Raw genomic sequence first — 19,698 nt, 5'->3', positions numbered from 1 at the left:
CTTGCCCCCTTACTCGAAGTTGCCGGTAACCAGGCACTCGCCATCCCGCAGCAACGGTTTACCCGCGGCAAACAGATGGGCCAGCGAGAGATCATCATTGAGTACACAGATATCGGCACGTTCTCCGGCGCAGAGCACACCCCCGGAAATACCCAGCGAGCGTGCAACGTTTGCCGTCAGCATTGCGATGGCCTGCGGCACCGGAATACCGACATCAATCAGGCGAGGAAGTAGGTTAAGATTGCCTGCGACCGGTGCCGCGCTTAAACCTTCAACGATACCCTGAGCGTTAAAGCGCGGAACGCTGCCATTGCCGTCAGAACTGATCGTGATGCGCTCCGCCGGAACCTGTGCTTCGAGTGCGTGGAGAATCGCTTGCTCCTGAGGCATAAAACGACTGCCACCAGACGTAACATCGATATGGCCGCCACGATGGGCGAAAGCAATAGCCTGTTCGAACAAGGGCTCTGTTCTTGCAACATGGGTCGGTGAAATATGGTGAATCGGAATACCCGCATCACACAACTCAATAAGTTGCGACATCCCTTCCGGCAGATTCCCCAGGTGCACATGCAGCAAGCCTTTTTTCCCTGCCAGCAGGGAAGCGACGCGAATATCGCTCACTATCCTCAGCAACTCCTGGAAAGAGGGGTAAGAGCCGCGGTGATCGGCGAGGGCGATTTTTACACCAAGAATTGCCGGAATGAAGGCCATATCATCGCGGATGGATCGCGTAATGGTTGGGCTGGGAACGGCGTAGGCTCCCGTATGCATAAACGCGCGTAATCCCTCAAGGTTGAGAGACTGCATTTTAGCGTAGAGGTCTTTGGGCGAACGAGAAATGGCATCGGTGCCTAACACGCCAACCACCGTGGTAATACCCGCCTGAATCAGATCGCGCAGCTTGACGGCGGGTGTCCGGCTGGCAAATCCGGCTTCGCCACCGCCACCGGTAAGATGAACATGCTGATCGATGATGCCAGGGATAACCCATTTACCCCGACAATCGATGACCTCGTTGACGCCATCAAACAATGAAATATCTTTTTCTACCGCCACAATTCGGTCGGCATGAATGAGCAGGGAGCAGAGGCCTAAATCCTCAGGAGAAAAAACACGGGCATTGGTCAATAAAGTAAACATAGCGGTCCTGTCAAACGTCGAAGGTGAGAGTCGGCAGGTGAAACGGAATATTGTTGTTATGATGCCCACCATAAAGCCATTACTATAACTATGACTATTACCGATTTGTTATTGGAGGATGCGGTTATGGCATGGCGGAGAGCACAACGTGGATTGTAAGTGGCTGGAGGATTTTCTGGCCTTGAGCCAGCATGGAAACTACTCTCAGGCCGCGGCGCAGCGGCATATTACTCAACCTGCGCTGAGTCGGCGTATAAAGGCGCTTGAAGAGGTGCTGGGCGTGCCTTTGTTTGATCGGACAACGACCCCCGTCACGCTGACGCGCTATGGTGAACGCTTTGAACCTTATGCCCGGCACGTCCTCAGTACGTTAACAGAGGCACGCCATGAGCTGTCGGCGATGACGCCAGCAACGGATAACACGCTGGTGATGGTCAGCCTGCATACGCTGTCGGTGAATATCCTGCCGGATATGATCAACTACCTGCGACAGAGTGAGCCGCAGCTAAACTTTACGGTAAACGCAAGTATCCAGGGGATAGACAACCACTTCAATGCCCTGATAAACCGGCAAATTGATATGCTGGTGACTTACGATTTACCCTCTTCACAACCAGGGCTGGAGATTGCCGGAGGGTTAAAACGTTCACTATGGCGGTATGAGCGATTTATTCCTGTGATTTCTGCACAGTTGGTGGATACGCTTGACGATCCGCATACTCCGATCCCCTGGCTATGTTACAGCGACTATACCTTTGTCAGACGTATTATTGATCTTGCAGAACAACGAGTGCGACCACGGTTGAAGAAAGTGTTTGAGACTGGTTTAAGCGAAACGATACGAGAAATGGTGTTGCGCCATATGGGAATGGCCTGGTTACCTGAATCGATGGTGGCGGAAGAGTTGGTGAATCAGCAAATTATTCACTGCTGGCCACAAAATGCAGATCTGATTTGTGAAATCCCCGTTGTGGTATGGGCGAATCTTGACGATCAACGCGCCGTCATGCAGAGATGCTGGGAGAAGTTGCTGCGTTTTTGATTGATATGGCGATTTTTTCCGCAGTTGATACAATGCTAACAAATTGCCCTTGCGAAGGTTATTCGCTTTGGTTAGTATTCACACCCGCTTCAGTGGGAAACAGTAAATATTCCCGCTTTAATGGTCGAAGCATTGTACGCGGCAACTCCGCAAGGAACAGGTTGATTATGCACGAAGCTCTTTTAGTAGTTTTCCTTATTGTGGCAATTGGCCTGGTAGGCTTGATCATGCTGCAGCAAGGCAAAGGCGCTGATATGGGAGCCTCTTTTGGCGCAGGCGCTTCTGGTACTCTGTTTGGTTCAAGTGGTTCTGGTAACTTCATGACCCGTATGACAGCTGTATTGGGAACCTTGTTCTTCATCATCAGTCTGGTGCTGGGTAACATGAACAGCAACAAGACCAATAAAGGAAGTGAGTGGGAAAATCTGAGTGCACCGGCGAAAACCGAGCAAACTCAGCCAGATGCTCCGGCTCAGCCGACCAGCGATATCCCACGCTAAGTATTCTGTACCGAGGTGGTGGAATTGGTAGACACGCTACCTTGAGGTGGTAGTGCCCTAACGGGCTTGTGGGTTCGAGTCCCATCCTCGGTACCAAATTCCAAAAAAAAGACGCTGCAAAGCGTCTTTTTTTTGTCTGTTATTTTTGGCTGTCCTGTAGCTCTGCGGCCCAGTAGGTCGGATAAGGCGTTTACGCCGCCATCCGACATTATTACAACGCCTGATGGCGCTACGCTTATCAGGCCTATATTCCGCACATAAAAAAGGCCGCTTTCGCGGCCTTAAGATGGTGTATCTTTACTTCGCCTTATTTTCCAGATTCTCAACCTGCGGCAGGCCGGTTGTGGAAGAAGCGGTCAGTAGACCAGACTGCGCATAGCCGAACAGCTTCTCGCGGGTATCGGTGATATCCAGATTACGCATGGTCAACTGACCGATACGGTCGTCCGGAGAGAATACGGAATCGCCTTTTTCCATCGTCAGACGTTCTGGTTTATAAGTCAGATTGTCAGATACGGTGTTGAGGATCGAGTAGTCATTACCACGGCGCAGTTCCAGCGTCACTTCACCGGTAATCTGGCTGGCAACCCAACGCTGCAGACCGTCACGCAGCATCAGCGCCTGAGAGTCGAACCAGCGGCCCTGATACAGCAGACGACCAAGCTGGCGACCATGTGCGTGATACTGCTCGATGGTATCCTCGTTGTGAATACCGGTCAGCAGACGCTCGTATGCGATATGTAACAATGCCATCCCCGGGGCTTCGTAGATGCCACGGCTCTTCGCTTCAATGATGCGGTTTTCAATCTGATCGCTCATACCCAGACCGTGACGACCGCCGATACGGTTGGCTTCCAGCATCATCTCAACGTCGTCGCTGAAGGTTTTACCGTTCAGTGCAACCGGATGACCCTGTTCAAAACGCACGGTCACTTCTTCTGCCGGGATCTTCACGCTCTCATCCCAGAACTTCACGCCCATAATTGGGTTGACGATTTTGACGCTTGAGTTCAGGAATTCCAGATCTTTTGCTTCGTGGGTCGCCCCGAGCATATTGGAGTCTGTTGAGTACGCTTTCTCAACGGACATCTTGTAGTCGAAACCACAGGCAATCATAAATTCGGACATCTCATGGCGACCGCCGAGTTCATCGATAAAATCGGTATCCAGCCATGGTTTATAAATCTGCAGTTCGGCGTTGGTCAGCAGACCGTAACGATAGAAACGTTCAATATCGTTACCTTTATAGGTGCTACCGTCACCCCAGATATTTACGCCATCTTCTTTCATGGCGGCAACCAGCATGGTGCCGGTCACGGCACGGCCCAGCGGGGTGGTATTGAAGTAGGTCAGTCCGCCAGTGGTGTTGTGGAATGCACCGCACTGAATGGCAGCGATCCCTTCGGCAACGAGCTGCTTACGGCAATCTACCAGGCGAGCATTCTCAGCACCATATTCCATTGCACGGCGAGGAATGGCGTCATAGTCATCCTCATCCGGCTGGCCCAAATTCGCAGTATATGCATATGGGACAGCCCCTTTTTGTCGCATCCACAGCAGTGCTGCACTGGTGTCCAGGCCGCCGGAAAAAGCGATACCAATACGTTGACCTACCGGGAGATGCTTGAGAATCGTCGTCATAAAATAAAACCCTGCTTGATAGACTGGTGAAGAGGTCGCTTATTATGCTAATTGCATTTTTATGCAAAATAAATGAGTTTTCATTTAATCATCTTTTCTGGATGACAGGAAGAGTTTAGTGATAATTTCGTTAAATAACGGCGTGGGTGGCATATTTATCTTGCTGGGCTAGTGCTGGGCAGCATTCATTGATTTGCATAGTCGTAACAAGGTTGACATAACACATATTGAATCAATATACTGTGCGCAGATTTTACGTCCCGTCCTCGGTACCAAATCCCAGCAGTATTTGCATTTTTTACCCAAAACGAGTAAAATTTGCCACGTTTCAGGCGCGGGGTGGAGCAGCCTGGTAGCTCGTCGGGCTCATAACCCGAAGGTCGTCGGTTCAAATCCGGCCCCCGCAACCACTTTCCCTTAGAGTTCTTTTTCAAATATACTGTGAAGACTTAGGCCTTCGTAGCTGGATTTGAAAAAAATTCTTTCGGAAGGTTCTCCGAACCGCAGGTGCGGTTATAGGGTTCAGTTATCTAAAGCCCCGATTTATCGGGGTTTTTTGTTATCTGACTACAGAATAACTGGGCTTTAGGCCCTTTTTTTATGTCTTGGGGGTGGGCTTGTCCACATTAGAGCAAAAATTAACAGAGATGATTACAGCGCCAGTTGAAGCCCTGGGCTACGAACTGGTCGGCATCGAATTTATTCGTGGTCGCACATCCACACTGCGCATCTATATTGATAGTGAAGATGGCATCAATGTTGATGATTGTGCTGATGTGAGCCATCAGGTAAGCGCCGTGATGGATGTCGAAGACCCAATCACCGTTGCCTATAACCTGGAAGTCTCCTCTCCGGGTCTCGACCGTCCTCTGTTCACAGCTGAACACTACGTGCGTTTCCTGGGTGAAGAAGTCACGCTGGTTCTTCGTATGGCGGTACAAAACCGTCGTAAATGGCAGGGCGTTATCAAAGCGGTGGACGGTGAGATGATCACGGTCACAGTCGAAGGCAAAGATGAAGTGTTCGCGCTGAGTAATATCCAGAAGGCGAACCTGGTTCCCCACTTTTAACAGTCTGGATTGAGGTGAAAAGCCCGCGATGAACAAAGAAATTTTGGCTGTTGTTGAAGCCGTATCCAACGAAAAAGCGCTGCCACGCGAGAAAATTTTTGAAGCACTGGAAAGTGCGCTGGCTACAGCAACAAAGAAAAAATATGAGCAAGAGATCGACGTTCGCGTAGAAATCGATCGTAAAAGCGGTGATTTCGATACCTTCCGTCGTTGGGTAATCGTAGAAGAAGTTACTCAGCCGACCAAAGAAATTACGCTGGAAGCGGCACGCTTCGAAGACGAAAGTCTGAACGTGGGCGAATATGTTGAAGATCAGATTGAATCTGTCACCTTTGACCGTATCACCACCCAGACCGCGAAACAGGTTATCGTACAGAAAGTACGTGAAGCTGAACGCGCAATGGTTGTCGATCAGTTCCGCGAACACGAAGGCGAAATCGTCACCGGTGTGGTAAAGAAAGTAAACCGCGACAACATTTCTCTGGATCTGGGCAGCAATGCTGAAGCTGTTATCCTGCGTGAAGACATGCTCCCGCGTGAAAACTTCCGCCCAGGTGACCGTATTCGTGGTGTTCTGTACTCTGTACGCCCGGAAGCGCGCGGTGCGCAGCTGTTTGTAACCCGTTCCAAACCGGAAATGCTGATTGAGCTGTTCCGCATTGAAGTACCGGAAATTGGCGAAGAAGTTATCGAAATTAAAGCGGCTGCCCGTGATCCGGGATCGCGTGCGAAAATCGCCGTTAAGACCAACGACAAGCGTATTGATCCGGTCGGCGCCTGTGTTGGTATGCGCGGTGCGCGCGTTCAGGCGGTTTCTACCGAACTGGGCGGCGAGCGTATCGATATCGTCCTGTGGGATGATAACCCGGCGCAGTTCGTGATTAACGCAATGGCGCCAGCAGACGTTGCTTCTATCGTGGTGGATGAAGACAAGCACACCATGGATATCGCGGTTGAAGCCGGTAACCTGGCTCAGGCGATTGGACGTAATGGTCAGAACGTCCGCCTGGCTTCACAACTGAGCGGTTGGGAACTCAACGTGATGACCGTTGATGACCTGCAGGCGAAGCATCAGGCTGAAGCACATGCAGCCATCGATACCTTCACCAAATATCTCGATATCGATGAAGATTTCGCGACCGTTCTGGTGGAAGAAGGTTTTGCGACGCTGGAAGAACTGGCCTACGTGCCAATGAAAGAGCTGCTGGAAATTGACGGCCTGGATGAACAGACCGTTGAAGCGCTGCGCGAGCGTGCTAAAAACGCACTGACCACTCTGGCACTGGCCCAGGAAGAAAGCCTCGGTGATAACAAACCGGCTGACGATCTGCTGAATCTGGAAGGATTGGATCGTGAGATGGCCTTCAAACTGGCGGCCCGTGGTGTTTGTACGCTGGAAGATCTCGCTGAACAGGGCATTGATGATCTGGCTGATATCGAAGGGTTGACCGACGAAAAAGCCGGTGAGCTGATTATGGCTGCCCGTAATATTTGCTGGTTCGGCGACGAAGCGTAATAAACTGTAGCAGGAAGGAACAGTATGACAGATGTAACCGTAAAAACGCTGGCTGCAGAGATACAGACTTCCGTGGATCGCCTGGTACAGCAATTTGCTGATGCCGGTATCCCGAAGTCTGCTGACGACTCTGTGTCCGCACAAGAGAAACAAACCTTACTGGCGCATTTGAACCGTGAAAACGGCTCAGCGCCGGATAAGTTGACATTGCAGCGTAAAACGCGCAGTACTCTCAATATTCCAGGTACCGGTGGAAAAAGCAAATCGGTACAAATCGAAGTCCGCAAGACACGCACCTTTGTGAAACGCGATCCGCAAGAGGCTGAACGCCTTGCCGCGGAAGAGCAGGCGCAGCGTGAAGCGGAAGAGCAAGCCCGTCGTGAGGCAGAAGAAGCTGCCAAACGCGAGGCGCAACAAAAAGCCGAACGTGAGGCCGCAGAACAAGCTAAGCGTGAAGCCGCTGATAAAGCGAAACGTGAAGCTGCGGAAAAAGACAAAGTGAGCAATCAACAGACCGACGATATGACTAAAACCGCCCAGGCCGAAAAAGCCCGCCGTGAAAATGAAGCCGCAGAACTGAAGCGTAAAGCGGAAGAAGAAGCACGTCGCAAGCTTGAAGAAGAAGCGCGCCGCGTAGCGGAAGAAGCTCGCCGTATGGCGGAAGAAAACGAGAAAAATGGTGTGAATAACGTTGAACCTGTCGAAGACACCAGCGATTATCACGTCACAACTTCTCAGCATGCTCGCCAGGCTGAAGACGAGAACGATCGTGAAGTCGAAGGCGGTCGTGGTCGTACTCGCAGCGCTAAAGCAGCGCGTCCGGCGAAGAAAGGCAACAAACACGCTGAATCTAAAGCTGACCGTGAGGAAGCACGTGCAGCGGTTCGCGGCGGTAAAGGCGGTAAGCAGCGTAAAGGTTCCGCTCTGCAGCAGGGCTTCCAGAAGCCAGCTCAGGCCGTTAACCGTGACGTTGTGATCGGCGAAACCATCACCGTTGGCGATCTGGCGAACAAAATGGCAGTTAAAGGCTCTCAGGTCATCAAAGCGATGATGAAACTGGGCGCAATGGCTACCATTAACCAGGTCATCGACCAGGAAACCGCACAGCTGGTTGCCGAAGAGATGGGCCACAAAGTTATCCTGCGTCGTGAAAACGAGCTGGAAGAAGCGGTAATGAGCGACCGTGACACCGGTGCTGCGGCTGAACCGCGCGCACCAGTTGTGACCATCATGGGTCACGTTGACCACGGTAAAACCTCCCTGCTGGACTACATTCGTTCCACGAAAGTGGCTTCTGGTGAAGCGGGCGGCATTACTCAGCACATCGGTGCGTACCACGTTGAAACTGACAACGGTATGATCACCTTCCTGGATACCCCGGGTCACGCCGCGTTTACCTCCATGCGTGCTCGTGGTGCTCAGGCAACGGATATCGTTGTTCTGGTTGTTGCAGCAGACGACGGCGTGATGCCACAGACCATCGAAGCTATCCAGCACGCGAAAGCGGCGGGTGTGCCGGTGGTGGTTGCAGTCAACAAAATCGATAAGCCGGAAGCGGATCCGGATCGCGTTAAAAACGAACTGTCCCAGTACGGCATCATGCCGGAAGAGTGGGGCGGCGAGAGCCAATTCGTTCACGTTTCTGCGAAAGCGGGTACCGGTATCGACGAGCTGCTGGACGCTATCCTGCTGCAGGCCGAAGTACTGGAACTGAAAGCTGTGCGTAAAGGTATGGCTAGCGGTGCGGTTATCGAATCCTTCCTGGATAAAGGTCGTGGTCCGGTTGCTACCGTACTGGTGCGTGAAGGTACGCTGCACAAAGGCGACATCGTACTGTGTGGCTTCGAATACGGTCGCGTTCGTGCTATGCGTAACGAACTGGGTCAGGAAGTACTGGAAGCAGGTCCGTCCATTCCGGTGGAAATCCTCGGTCTGTCCGGTGTTCCGGCTGCAGGTGACGAAGTTACTGTCGTTCGTGACGAGAAGAAAGCCCGTGAAGTTGCACTGTATCGTCAGGGCAAATTCCGTGAAGTTAAACTGGCTCGTCAGCAGAAATCTAAACTCGAGAACATGTTCGCTAACATGACCGAAGGCGAAGTTCACGAAGTGAACGTCGTCCTGAAGGCTGACGTTCAGGGTTCTGTAGAAGCGATTTCCGACTCTTTACTGAAACTGTCTACCGACGAAGTCAAAGTGAAGATCATCGGTTCTGGCGTAGGTGGTATCACCGAAACCGACGCGACCCTGGCTGCGGCATCCAACGCGATTCTGGTTGGCTTCAACGTCCGTGCTGATGCCTCTGCACGTAAAGTTATCGAATCTGAAAGCCTGGATCTGCGTTACTACTCCGTCATCTATCATCTGATCGACGAAGTGAAAGCAGCGATGAGCGGCATGCTGTCTCCGGAGCTGAAACAGCAGATCATTGGTCTGGCTGAAGTTCGTGATGTGTTCAAATCACCGAAATTCGGCGCTATCGCAGGCTGTATGGTTACCGAAGGCACGATTAAACGTCACAACCCAATCCGCGTTCTGCGCGACAACGTGGTTATCTATGAAGGCGAGCTGGAATCCCTGCGTCGCTTCAAAGATGACGTTAACGAAGTCCGTAACGGCATGGAATGTGGTATCGGCGTTAAGAACTACAACGACGTTCGCGTTGGCGATATGATCGAAGTGTTCGAGATTATCGAGATCCAACGTACTATCGCTTAATCTTCGTCGTCTTTTGGGCCGCAATTTGCAGCCCAAAATCCTTAGAAGATGATTAGGTGTAGGCCGGGTAAGCGAAGCGCCACCCGGCAAGAAATTTAAAAAGGGGCTGATAGCCCCTTTTTTGTCTTTATTCTGGAGAATTTATTATGGCGAAAGAATTTGGTCGCCCGCAGCGTGTCGCGCAAGAGATGCAGAAAGAGATCGCACTCATCCTGCAACGCGAAATCAAAGACCCGCGTGTTGGTATGATGACCACCGTATCGGGTGTTGAGATGTCTCGTGATCTGGCATATGCCAAAGTATTCGTGACTTTCCTCAACGATCAGGACGAAGCTGCTGTGAAAAACGGCATCAAGGCACTGCAGGAAGCCTCTGGTTTTATCCGTTCTCTGCTGGGTAAAGCCATGCGTCTGCGTATCGTGCCTGAGCTGACCTTCTTCTACGACAACTCGTTGGTTGAAGGGATGCGCATGTCCAACCTGGTGACCAGCGTGGTGAAACATGACGATGAGCGTCGTGTGAACCCAGCGGACGACAGCAAGGAGGACTGATGAGTCGTCCTCGTCGTCGTGGTCGCGACATTCACGGTGTCCTGCTGCTGGATAAGCCGCAGGGCATGTCCAGCAATGATGTACTGCAAAAAGTAAAACGCATCTACAATGCCAATCGCGCAGGACATACCGGCGCGCTGGATCCGCTGGCGACAGGCATGCTGCCGATTTGCCTCGGTGAAGCGACTAAGTTTTCACAGTATTTGCTGGATTCTGACAAACGCTATCGTGTGGTTGCCCGTCTGGGCCAGCGTACAGACACTTCCGATGCCGATGGGCAAATCGTGCAGGAACGTCCGGTAACCTTCACCGCAGAACAACTGGCGAGCGCGCTGGAAACTTTCCGCGGCGATATCGAGCAGATCCCGTCAATGTATTCGGCGCTGAAGTATCAGGGTAAGAAGCTGTACGAATATGCGCGTCAGGGTATTGAAGTGCCGCGTGAAGCGCGACCGATTACCGTCTATGAGCTGCTGTTTATCCGTCACGAAGGTAACGAACTGGAGCTGGAAGTTCACTGTTCCAAAGGCACCTATATTCGCACCATTGTTGACGATCTCGGTGAGAAGTTGGGCTGCGGCGCGCACGTCACGTATCTGCGTCGTTTGACGGTCAGCAAGTATCCGGTGGATCGAATGGTGACGCTGGAACATCTGCGTGAGCTGGTTGAACAGGCCGAGCAGCAGAACATTCCGGCGGCACAGCTGCTTGATCCTTTGCTGATGCCAATGGACAGTCCTGCATCGGACTATCCTGTTGTTAATTTGCCTTTAACATCCTCGGTTTACTTTAAAAACGGTAACCCGGTACGGACATCAGGCGCGCCGCTGGAAGGGCTGGTCCGCGTGACGGAAGGCGATGACGGCAAGTTTATTGGCATGGGGGAGATGGACGATGAAGGTCGTGTCGCCCCCCGTCGCCTGGTGGTTGAGTATCCTGCATAGCGCTCTCTGTCTTGCGATAAAAGGGCGCTGCGAGTAGAATACTGCCGCTTAACGTCGCGTAAATTGTTTAACAATCTACGCGACGTATACACAAAATCATTCGAGCTGCATCAAGGCGGCAAGTCTGAGAATCCTCAGGAGCTTACTTAAGTAAGTGACTGAGGTGAGCGGACGCAGCCAACGCAGAGTCAGTTTGAAGGATAAAGTGTATACACTGGGATAGCTGAATTAGAGATCGGCATCCTTTCATTCTTATCACTTTGGAGTTTTAAAATGTCTCTAAGTACTGAAGCTACCGCTAAAATCGTTTCTGAGTTTGGTCGTGATGCAAACGACACCGGTTCTACCGATGTTCAGGTTGCTCTGTTGACTGCACAGATTAACCACCTGCAGGGTCACTTTGCAGAGCACAAAAAAGATCACCACAGCCGTCGTGGTCTGCTGCGCATGGTTTCTCAGCGTCGTAAACTGCTCGACTACCTGAAACGTAAAGATGTTGCACGTTACACCGCGCTGATCGAGCGTCTGGGCCTGCGTCGCTAATTCTTTCGAGTTTCAGAAAGAGGGGGCCTTCATGGCCCCTTTTTTCCAGCAGATGGCAGCAATTCGCTGGAAACTAATGTATTGTTGCTAAGAATGATCTTCCGTTGCAGAGGTTCGCGCGGCTAATGAGAGGCTTTACTCATGCTTATGGGTTAGGGTTGTCATTAGTCGCGAGGATGCGCAGAAGATCGGGTATTAACGATGGCGCAAAATGTGCCGTCAAAAAAATAGAGAAAGGATATTATTTTGCTTAATCCGATCGTTCGTAAATTCCAGTACGGTCAGCATACCGTTACGCTGGAAACCGGCATGATGGCGCGTCAGGCGACTGCCGCTGTTATGGTTAGCATGGATGACACCGCGGTATTCGTTACCGTTGTTGGCCAGAAAAAAGCGAAACCAGGCCAGGACTTTTTCCCGCTGACCGTTAACTATCAGGAGCGTACCTACGCTGCTGGCCGTATCCCGGGTAGCTTCTTCCGTCGTGAAGGCCGTCCGAGCGAAGGCGAAACCCTGATCGCGCGTCTGATTGACCGCCCGGTTCGCCCGCTGTTCCCGGAAGGCTTCGTTAACGAAGTTCAGGTTATCGCGACCGTTGTTTCCGTTAACCCGCAGGTTAACCCGGACATCGTGGCAATGATTGGTGCATCTGCTGCGCTGACTCTGTCTGGTATTCCATTCAACGGCCCGATCGGTGCTGCACGTGTTGGTTACATCAATGACCAGTACGTACTGAACCCGACTCAGGACGAACTGAAAGAAAGCAAGCTGGACCTGGTTGTTGCGGGTACTGAAGCAGCTGTACTGATGGTTGAATCCGAAGCAGAACTGCTGAGCGAAGATCAGATGCTGGGTGCTGTTGTGTTCGGTCACGAACAGCAGCAGGTTGTGATTCAGGCTATCAACGAGCTGGCGAAAGAAGCTGGCAAACCGCGTTGGGACTGGCAGCCAGAAGCCGTCAACGAAGCGCTGAACGCACGCGTTGCCGCACTGGCAGAAGCTCGCCTGAGCGATGCTTACCGCATCACCGACAAACAAGAGCGTTATGCTCAGGTTGACGTAATCAAATCTGAAACCATCGCGACTCTGGTGGCTGAAGACGAAACCCTGGACGCTAACGAACTGGGTGAAATCCTGCACGCTATCGAGAAAAACGTTGTTCGTAGCCGCGTACTGGCAGGCGAGCCGCGCATCGATGGCCGTGAAAAAGACATGATCCGTGGTCTGGACGTGCGTACTGGCGTTCTGCCGCGTACCCACGGCTCCGCACTGTTCACCCGTGGCGAAACTCAGGCGCTGGTTACTGCGACCCTGGGCACCACTCGTGATGCGCAGAACCTTGACGAATTGATGGGCGAGCGCACTGACAACTTCCTGTTCCACTACAACTTCCCTCCGTACTGCGTAGGTGAAACCGGTATGGTCGGTTCTCCGAAGCGTCGTGAGATTGGTCACGGCCGTCTGGCGAAACGTGGCGTACTGGCAGTAATGCCGGAACTGGATAAATTCCCGTACACCGTGCGTGTGGTTTCTGAAATCACCGAATCTAACGGTTCTTCTTCCATGGCTTCCGTATGTGGTGCTTCCCTGGCGCTGATGGACGCAGGCGTGCCGATCAAAGCCGCCGTTGCGGGTATCGCGATGGGTCTGGTGAAAGAAGGCGACAACTTTGTTGTTCTGTCTGACATCCTGGGCGACGAAGACCACCTGGGCGATATGGACTTCAAAGTGGCGGGTTCCCGCGATGGTATCTCTGCACTGCAGATGGATATCAAAATTGAAGGTATCACCAAAGAGATCATGCAGGTTGCTCTGAACCAGGCTAAAGGTGCGCGTCTGCACATCCTGGGTGTGATGGAACAAGCGATCAACGCACCGCGTGGCGATATCTCTGAATTTGCTCCGCGTATCCACACCATCAAGATCAGCCCGGACAAGATCAAAGACGTTATCGGTAAAGGCGGTTCTGTTATCCGTGCTCTGACCGAAGAAACCGGCACCACCATTGAAATCGAAGATGATGGTACCGTGAAGATTGCTGCGACCGACGGAGAAAAAGCGAAATATGCTATCCGTCGTATCGAAGAGATCACCGCAGAGATCGAAGTAGGCCGTATCTACAATGGTAAAGTGACCCGTATCGTTGACTTTGGCGCATTCGTTGCCATCGGTGGCGGTAAAGAAGGTCTGGTACACATCTCTCAGATCGCTGATAAGCGCGTTGAGAAAGTGACCGACTACCTGCAGATGGGCCAGGAAGTACCGGTCAAAGTTCTGGAAGTTGATCGCCAGGGCCGTGTACGTCTGAGCATTAAAGAAGCAACTGAGCAGTCTCAGCCTGCAGGCGAACCGGAAGCTCCGGCAAGCCAGGGCGAGTAAGGTTGCCATTGCCCTCCGTGAAAGCGGAGGGCCTTTAACCCGGCAGGATGCCTTGTTAGCAACCGGGGAACCTGGACGTTCATTCAATCGTTGTCTTCGGGAGTGGGAAATGAAGCCTTTTTTGCGCTGGTGTTTCGTTGCGACAGCACTCACGCTGGCTGGATGCAGTAATTCCGCCTGGCGAAAGAGTGAAGTCCTCGCAGTACCATTGCAACCGACTTTGCAGCAGGAAGTGATTCTGGCACGTATGGAACAAATTCTTGCCAGTCGGGCTTTAACCGATGACGAACGCGCACAGCTTTTATATGAGCGCGGAGTGTTGTATGATAGTCTCGGTCTGAGGGCACTGGCGCGAAATGATTTTTCACAAGCGCTGGCAATCCGACCAGATATGCCTGAAGTATTCAATTACTTAGGTATATATTTAACGCAGGCAGGCAATTTTGATGCTGCCTATGAAGCGTTTGATTCTGTACTTGAGCTTGATCCAACTTACAACTACGCGCACTTAAATCGCGGTATCGCATTGTATTACGGCGGTCGCGACAAGTTAGCGCAAGATGATCTGCTAGCGTTTTATCAAGACGATCCCAATGATCCTTTCCGTAGTCTGTGGCTTTATCTTGCCGAGCAGAAGCTCGATGAGAAGCAGGCTAAAGAAGCGTTGAAGCAACGCTTTGAGAAATCGGATAAAGAGCAATGGGGATGGAACATTGTCGAGTTCTACCTGGGCAACATTAGCGAAGCAACGCTGATGGAACGCCTGAAGGCGGACGCAACGGATAACACCTCGCTCGCTGAGCATCTCAGTGAAACCAACTTCTATTTAGGTAAGTACTACCTAAGTCTGGGGGATTTGGACAACGCTACGGCATTGTTCAAACTGGCGGTGGCTAACAACGTTCATAACTTTGTTGAGCACCGATACGCATTGTTGGAATTATCGCTCCTGGGCCAGGACCAAGATGACCTGGCAGAATCGGACCAGCAATAGCTGACGTACACATCAGCCCGTAATCTTTTTTGATTGCCATCACCTTCACGGGTGAGGGCGTTGTTGTTCGTTAATACACCTACTTTGAGCCGGTTCACACTTTTCAATGAAAATTGCAGATCAATTTCATGATGAGTTATGTAGACTGGCCGCCATTAATTTTGAGGCACACGTACTACATGGCTGAATTCGAAACCACTTTTGCAGATCTGGGCCTGAAGGCTCCTATCCTTGAAGCCCTTAACGATCTGGGTTACGAAAAACCATCTCCAATCCAGGCAGAGTGCATTCCGCATCTGCTGGGCGGCCGCGATGTTCTGGGTATGGCCCAGACAGGTAGCGGCAAAACTGCAGCGTTCTCTTTACCGCTGCTCAACAATCTGGATCCTGAGCTGAAGGCACCTCAGATTCTGGTGCTGGCACCGACCCGCGAACTGGCGGTTCAGGTAGCAGAAGCCATGACGGATTTCTCTAAACACATGCGCGGCGTGAACGTGGTTGCCCTGTACGGCGGCCAGCGTTATGACGTGCAATTACGTGCCCTGCGTCAGGGACCACAGATCGTCGTCGGTACGCCGGGCCGTCTGCTGGATCACCTGAAGCGCGGTACTCTGGACCTCTCCAAACTGAGCGGTCTGGTACTGGACGAAGCTGACGAAATGCTGCGTATGGGCTTCATCGAAGACGTTGAAACCATCATGGCGCAGATCCCGGAAGGTCATCAGACCGCTCTGTTCTCTGCAACCATGCCGGAAGCGATTCGTCGTATTACCCGTCGCTTTATGAAAGAGCCGCAGGAAGTACGCATTCAGTCCAGCGTTACCACGCGTCCTGACATCAGCCAGAGCTACTGGACTGTCTGGGGCATGCGTAAAAATGAAGCGCTGGTGCGTTTCCTGGAAGCAGAAGATTTTGATGCAGCGATTATCTTCGTTCGTACCAAAAATGCGACCCTGGAAGTGGCAGAAGCGCTGGAGCGTAGCGGTTATAGCAGTGCTGCACTGAACGGCGACATGAACCAGTCCCTGCGTGAGCAGACTCTGGAACGTCTGAAAGATGGCCGCCTGGATATCCTGATTGCTACCGACGTTGCGGCCCGTGGCCTGGACGTTGAGCGTATCAGTCTGGTTGTTAACTACGACATCCCGATGGATTCCGAGTCTTACGTTCACCGTATCGGCCGTACTGGTCGTGCGGGTCGTGCGGGTCGTGCGCTGCTGTTCGTTGAGAACCGCGAGCGTCGTCTGCTGCGTAACATCGAACGCACCATGAAGCTGACTATTCCGGAAGTAGAACTGCCGAACGCAGACCTGCTGAGCAAACGCCGTCTGGAAAAATTCGCCGCTAAAGTACAGCAGCAGCTGGAAAGCAGCGATCTGGATCAGTACCGTGCTCTGCTGGCAAAAATGCAGCCGGAAGAAGAGCTGGATATCGAAACGCTGGCAGCAGCATTGCTGAAAATGGCTCAGGGCGAACGTCCGCTGATTCTGCCGCCAGATGCGCCGATGCGTCCGAAACGCGAATTCCGCGATCGTGATGACCGTGGTCCGCGCGATCGTAACGATCGTGGCCCTCGTGACCGTAATGACCGTGGTGGTGAAGATCGTCCGCGTCGTGAACGTCGTGACGTTGGTGACATGCAGCTGTACCGCATTGAAGTGGGCCGTGATGACGGTGTTGAAGTTCGTCATATCGTTGGCGCGATTGCTAACGAAGGCGATATCAGCAGCCGTTACATCGGTAACATCAAGCTGTTTGCTTCCCACTCCACCATCGAGCTGCCGAAAGGTATGCCGGGCGACGTGCTGCAGCACTTTACCCGTACTCGCATCCTGAACAAGCCGATGAACATGCAGTTGGTTGGCGATGCAGTTCCGCACACCGGTGGTGAGCGTCGTGGCGGTGGCCGTTTCAGCGGTGAGCGTCGTGAAGGCGGTCGCGGTGAAGGTCGTGGCTTTAGCGGTGAACGTCGTGAAGGCGGTCGTGGCGATGGTCGTCGTTTTAGCGGCGAACGTCGTGAAGGCAACCGTGGTCCGCGTCGTGACGATTCTTCTGCTCCGCGTCGTGATGACTCCGCTGGTCGTCGTCGTTTCGGCGGTGACGCATAAGCCTCACGGTATAAAAGCGTAAAGTAATATATACAGCCCCGATCTCAACAATCGGGGCTTTTTTTATTTCATTTGTACTCGTGTACTGGTACAGTGCAGCACATTGAGATGTAGTCACAATATAAATGACTGGAGAGATGGCTAAATGGCAACACTAACCACCACCCAAACGTCACCTTCGCTGCTCGGCGGCGTGGTGATTATCGGCGGCACCATTATTGGCGCGGGGATGTTTTCTCTGCCAGTGGTCATGTCCGGGGCGTGGTTTTTCTGGTCAATGGCGGCGCTGATCTTCACCTGGTTCTGCATGCTGCATTCCGGACTGATGATCCTCGAAGCTAACCTCAATTACCGCATTGGTTCCAGCTTTGACACCATCACGAAAGATCTGCTGGGTAAAGGCTGGAACGTAGTGAACGGCATCTCGATCGCCTTCGTTCTCTATATCCTGACCTACGCCTATATCTCAGCGAGCGGGTCGATTCTGCATCACACCTTCTCGGAGATGTCGCTGAATGTTCCGGCGCGCGCGGCGGGTCTTGGCTTTGCGCTGCTGGTGGCATTTGTGGTGTGGTTAAGCACCAAAGCGGTTAGCCGCATGACGGCGATTGTGCTGGGTGCGAAGGTAATTACCTTTTTCCTGACCTTCGGCAGTTTATTGGGACACGTTCAGCCCACAACGTTGTTTAACGTGGCGGAAAGCAATGCTTCTTATACGCCGTACCTGCTGATGACGCTGCCGTTTTGTCTGGCCTCATTCGGCTATCACGGCAACGTTCCGAGCCTGATGAAGTACTACGGCAAAGATCCGAAGACCATCGTTAAGTGTCTGGTGTACGGCACGCTGCTGGCGCTGGTGCTGTATACCGTATGGTTGCTGGGAACGATGGGCAACATTCCGCGTCCAGAATTTATCGGTATTGCGCAACAGGGCGGTAACATTGATGTGCTGGTACAGGCGCTGAGCGGCGTACTAAACAGCCGCAGTCTGGATCTGCTGCTGGTGGTGTTCTCCAACTTTGCGGTGGCGAGTTCATTCCTCGGCGTTACGCTCGGTCTGTTTGACTATCTGGCGGATCTGTTTGGCTTTGATGACTCGGCAATGGGACGTTTCAAAACGGCATTGCTGACGTTTGTCCCGCCAATTATCGGTGGCCTGCTGTGGCCGAACGGTTTCCTGTACGCCATTGGCTATGCAGGACTCGCAGCAACCATCTGGGCTGCCATTGTTCCGGCGCTGCTGGCACGTAAATCCCGCGAGCGTTTCGGTAGCCCGAAATTCCGTGTCTGGGGCGGTAAGCCGATGATTGCGCTGATCCTGGTGTTCGGTATCGGCAACGCGGTTATCCATATTCTGTCGAGCGTGGATCTGTTACCGGTCTATCAGTAAAACCGTTGCCCGGTAGCGCTACGCTTATCCGGCCTACAGTACCGTGTAGGCCGGATAAGGCGTAGCCGCCATCCGGCACAAAGCGCGCTACCCCAACAATTCCTGCTTCACATCCATCGCCAAATCAAACGAATGAAGACGTGCCTGATGATCAAAAATCTGGCCGTTAACCATAATTTCATCGGCCTGGGTTTCACGCAAAATGGCATCAAGACCGTGACGCACTTTTGCCTTATCACCAACCAGCGACATGCTCAGCGCCTGTTGTACGCCGTACTGTTCAGAAGCGGACCACAGCTGATGCATATTCTCTACCGGCGGTGGTAGCTGGCCGGTTTCGCCACGACGCAGTTTCACAAACGCCTGCTGCATCGAGGTGAAAAGAAACTCGGCATCGCGATTGCTGTCAGCGGCAATGATGTTGATGCACACCATCGCATACGGCTTTGCCAGCCGCGCTGAGGGTTTGAACTGGGTGCGATACAGATGCAGCGCCTGATGCAGCATATCCGGAGCAAAATGCGAGGCGAAGGCAAACGGCAGGCCGAGCTGGGCCGCCAGCTGTGCGCTGTACAGGCTGGAGCCTAATAACCAGACCGGGATCTGTTCGCCGTAGCCGGGAACCGGGCGTACATGGGGATTAGGATCGTGGGCGTCGAACCAGTCCACCAGTTCAGCGACGTCGCGTGGGAAGTTATCTATATCACCGCTCATATGGCGGCGCAGCGCACGCATCGTTGGCTGATCGCTCCCCGGCGCGCGGCCAAGCCCAAGATCGATGCGTCCCGGATACAGCGTATTCAGGGTACCGAACTGCTCGGCGATCACCAGCGGCGAATGGTTGGGCAGCATCACGCCACCGGAACCGAGATGCAGCGTGGTGGTATTGGCAGCCAGATAGCCAATCAGCACTGAAGTTGCCGCGCTGGCGATACCGACCATGTTGTGATGTTCTGCCAGCCAGTAGCGGTGGTAGCCGCGCTTTTCGGCCAGTCGGGCGAGATCAAGCGAGTGCGTGAAGGCCTCTTTTGCCGAAGACCCTTCAGGGATTGGCGCCAGATCCAGCACCGAGAACGGAATAGTTTTGTCAGTCATAACGGCTCACTTTGTTACCGGTTAATCTTTTAATACTGCATTAAAATTTGATTACCGTTGTTAACAA

At 52.7% G+C, this 19,698-nt stretch carries 16 protein-coding genes and 2 tRNA genes; 15 read left to right on the top strand and 3 right to left on the bottom strand.

Translation table 11 applies throughout. The features are described 5' to 3' along the window. Positions 1–9: 9 nt before the first annotated feature. Positions 10–1,143 carry a beta-aspartyl-peptidase gene (gene iadA, locus OGV71_RS20330; RefSeq protein WP_003025004.1) on the bottom strand — a complete coding sequence of 378 codons (1,134 nt, stop codon included), beginning with the start codon at positions 1,141–1,143 and terminating at the stop codon, positions 10–12. Positions 1,144–1,291: 148 nt separating this feature from the next. Here iadA and OGV71_RS20325 point away from each other — a divergent pair, with 148 nt between their 5' ends. The 3 genes from OGV71_RS20325 to OGV71_RS20315 all read left to right on the top strand — a co-directional run bounded on the left by OGV71_RS20325 (position 1,292) and on the right by OGV71_RS20315 (position 2,781). Next, a complete protein-coding gene (locus tag OGV71_RS20325; RefSeq protein WP_204583236.1) occupies positions 1,292–2,185 on the top strand; it encodes a LysR family transcriptional regulator in 894 nt (297 codons plus the stop codon). A 167-nt stretch (positions 2,186–2,352) separates the two neighbouring features. After that, positions 2,353–2,685, top strand: coding sequence for a preprotein translocase subunit SecG (secG, locus tag OGV71_RS20320; RefSeq protein WP_204583237.1), 333 nt, complete (start codon positions 2,353–2,355; stop codon positions 2,683–2,685). A 9-nt stretch (positions 2,686–2,694) separates the two neighbouring features. Then, positions 2,695–2,781: transfer RNA gene (locus tag OGV71_RS20315), tRNA-Leu, on the top strand. Between the two features lie 201 nt (positions 2,782–2,982). Here the strand turns inward: OGV71_RS20315 and argG are convergent. Further along, on the bottom strand, positions 2,983–4,326 hold the full coding sequence (gene argG / locus OGV71_RS20310) for an argininosuccinate synthase (protein ID WP_003024998.1): 1,344 nt from the start codon (positions 4,324–4,326) through the stop codon (positions 2,983–2,985). A gap of 333 nt (positions 4,327–4,659) precedes the next feature. On the opposite strand from argG, the gene OGV71_RS20305 reads away from it, so the two are divergent. The 12 genes from OGV71_RS20305 to mtr all read left to right on the top strand — a co-directional run bounded on the left by OGV71_RS20305 (position 4,660) and on the right by mtr (position 18,536). Beyond that, positions 4,660–4,736 (top strand) — tRNA-Met (locus OGV71_RS20305). Between the two features lie 207 nt (positions 4,737–4,943). Then, positions 4,944–5,396, top strand: coding sequence for a ribosome maturation factor RimP (gene rimP, locus OGV71_RS20300; RefSeq protein WP_003024996.1), 453 nt, complete (start codon positions 4,944–4,946; stop codon positions 5,394–5,396). A 28-nt stretch (positions 5,397–5,424) separates the two neighbouring features. Further along, positions 5,425–6,912, top strand: coding sequence for a transcription termination factor NusA (gene nusA / locus OGV71_RS20295; protein ID WP_003024992.1), 1,488 nt, complete (start codon positions 5,425–5,427; stop codon positions 6,910–6,912). 24 nt (positions 6,913–6,936) lie between these two features. Further along, a complete protein-coding gene (gene infB, locus OGV71_RS20290) occupies positions 6,937–9,627 on the top strand; it encodes a translation initiation factor IF-2 (RefSeq protein WP_204583238.1) in 2,691 nt (896 codons plus the stop codon). A gap of 146 nt (positions 9,628–9,773) precedes the next feature. Beyond that, on the top strand, positions 9,774–10,178 hold the full coding sequence (gene rbfA, locus OGV71_RS20285; protein ID WP_003024988.1) for a 30S ribosome-binding factor RbfA: 405 nt from the start codon (positions 9,774–9,776) through the stop codon (positions 10,176–10,178). Further along, on the top strand, positions 10,178–11,122 hold the full coding sequence (gene truB / locus OGV71_RS20280; protein WP_003024986.1) for a tRNA pseudouridine(55) synthase TruB: 945 nt from the start codon (positions 10,178–10,180) through the stop codon (positions 11,120–11,122). The genes rbfA and truB overlap by 1 nt, the downstream gene beginning before the upstream one ends. Before the next feature lie 273 nt (positions 11,123–11,395). Next, positions 11,396–11,665 carry a 30S ribosomal protein S15 gene (rpsO, locus tag OGV71_RS20275; RefSeq protein ID WP_000059465.1) on the top strand — a complete coding sequence of 90 codons (270 nt, stop codon included), beginning with the start codon at positions 11,396–11,398 and terminating at the stop codon, positions 11,663–11,665. A 246-nt stretch (positions 11,666–11,911) separates the two neighbouring features. Beyond that, complete coding sequence (gene pnp / locus OGV71_RS20270; RefSeq protein ID WP_003024984.1) at positions 11,912–14,044, top strand: polyribonucleotide nucleotidyltransferase; 2,133 nt, start codon at positions 11,912–11,914, stop codon at positions 14,042–14,044. 109 nt (positions 14,045–14,153) lie between these two features. Further along, on the top strand, positions 14,154–15,038 hold the full coding sequence (gene nlpI / locus OGV71_RS20265) for a lipoprotein NlpI (protein ID WP_003024982.1): 885 nt from the start codon (positions 14,154–14,156) through the stop codon (positions 15,036–15,038). Between the two features lie 106 nt (positions 15,039–15,144). Then, on the top strand, positions 15,145–15,225 hold the full coding sequence (yrbN, locus tag OGV71_RS20260; RefSeq protein ID WP_010723222.1) for a protein YrbN: 81 nt from the start codon (positions 15,145–15,147) through the stop codon (positions 15,223–15,225). Continuing rightward, positions 15,218–17,146 (top strand): DEAD/DEAH family ATP-dependent RNA helicase, encoded by a 1,929-nt coding sequence (locus tag OGV71_RS20255; RefSeq protein ID WP_048218712.1) that lies wholly within the window; start codon positions 15,218–15,220, stop codon positions 17,144–17,146. Before yrbN ends, OGV71_RS20255 begins: the two co-directional genes overlap by 8 nt. 145 nt (positions 17,147–17,291) lie before the next feature. After that, positions 17,292–18,536, top strand: coding sequence for a tryptophan permease (gene mtr, locus OGV71_RS20250; protein WP_071696765.1), 1,245 nt, complete (start codon positions 17,292–17,294; stop codon positions 18,534–18,536). An 87-nt stretch (positions 18,537–18,623) separates the two neighbouring features. On the opposite strand, the gene OGV71_RS20245 is transcribed toward mtr, so the two are convergent. Next, positions 18,624–19,631: a luciferase-like monooxygenase gene (locus OGV71_RS20245; protein WP_071696766.1), complete on the bottom strand. Its 1,008-nt coding sequence runs from the start codon at positions 19,629–19,631 to the stop codon at positions 18,624–18,626. Positions 19,632–19,698: the final 67 nt, after the last annotated feature.

This window comes from Citrobacter sp. Cf088 (assembly GCF_030334295.1).
Classification (GTDB): Bacteria; Pseudomonadota; Gammaproteobacteria; order Enterobacterales; family Enterobacteriaceae; genus Citrobacter; species Citrobacter freundii.
This window is presented reverse-complemented; position numbering and strand designations above follow the sequence as displayed.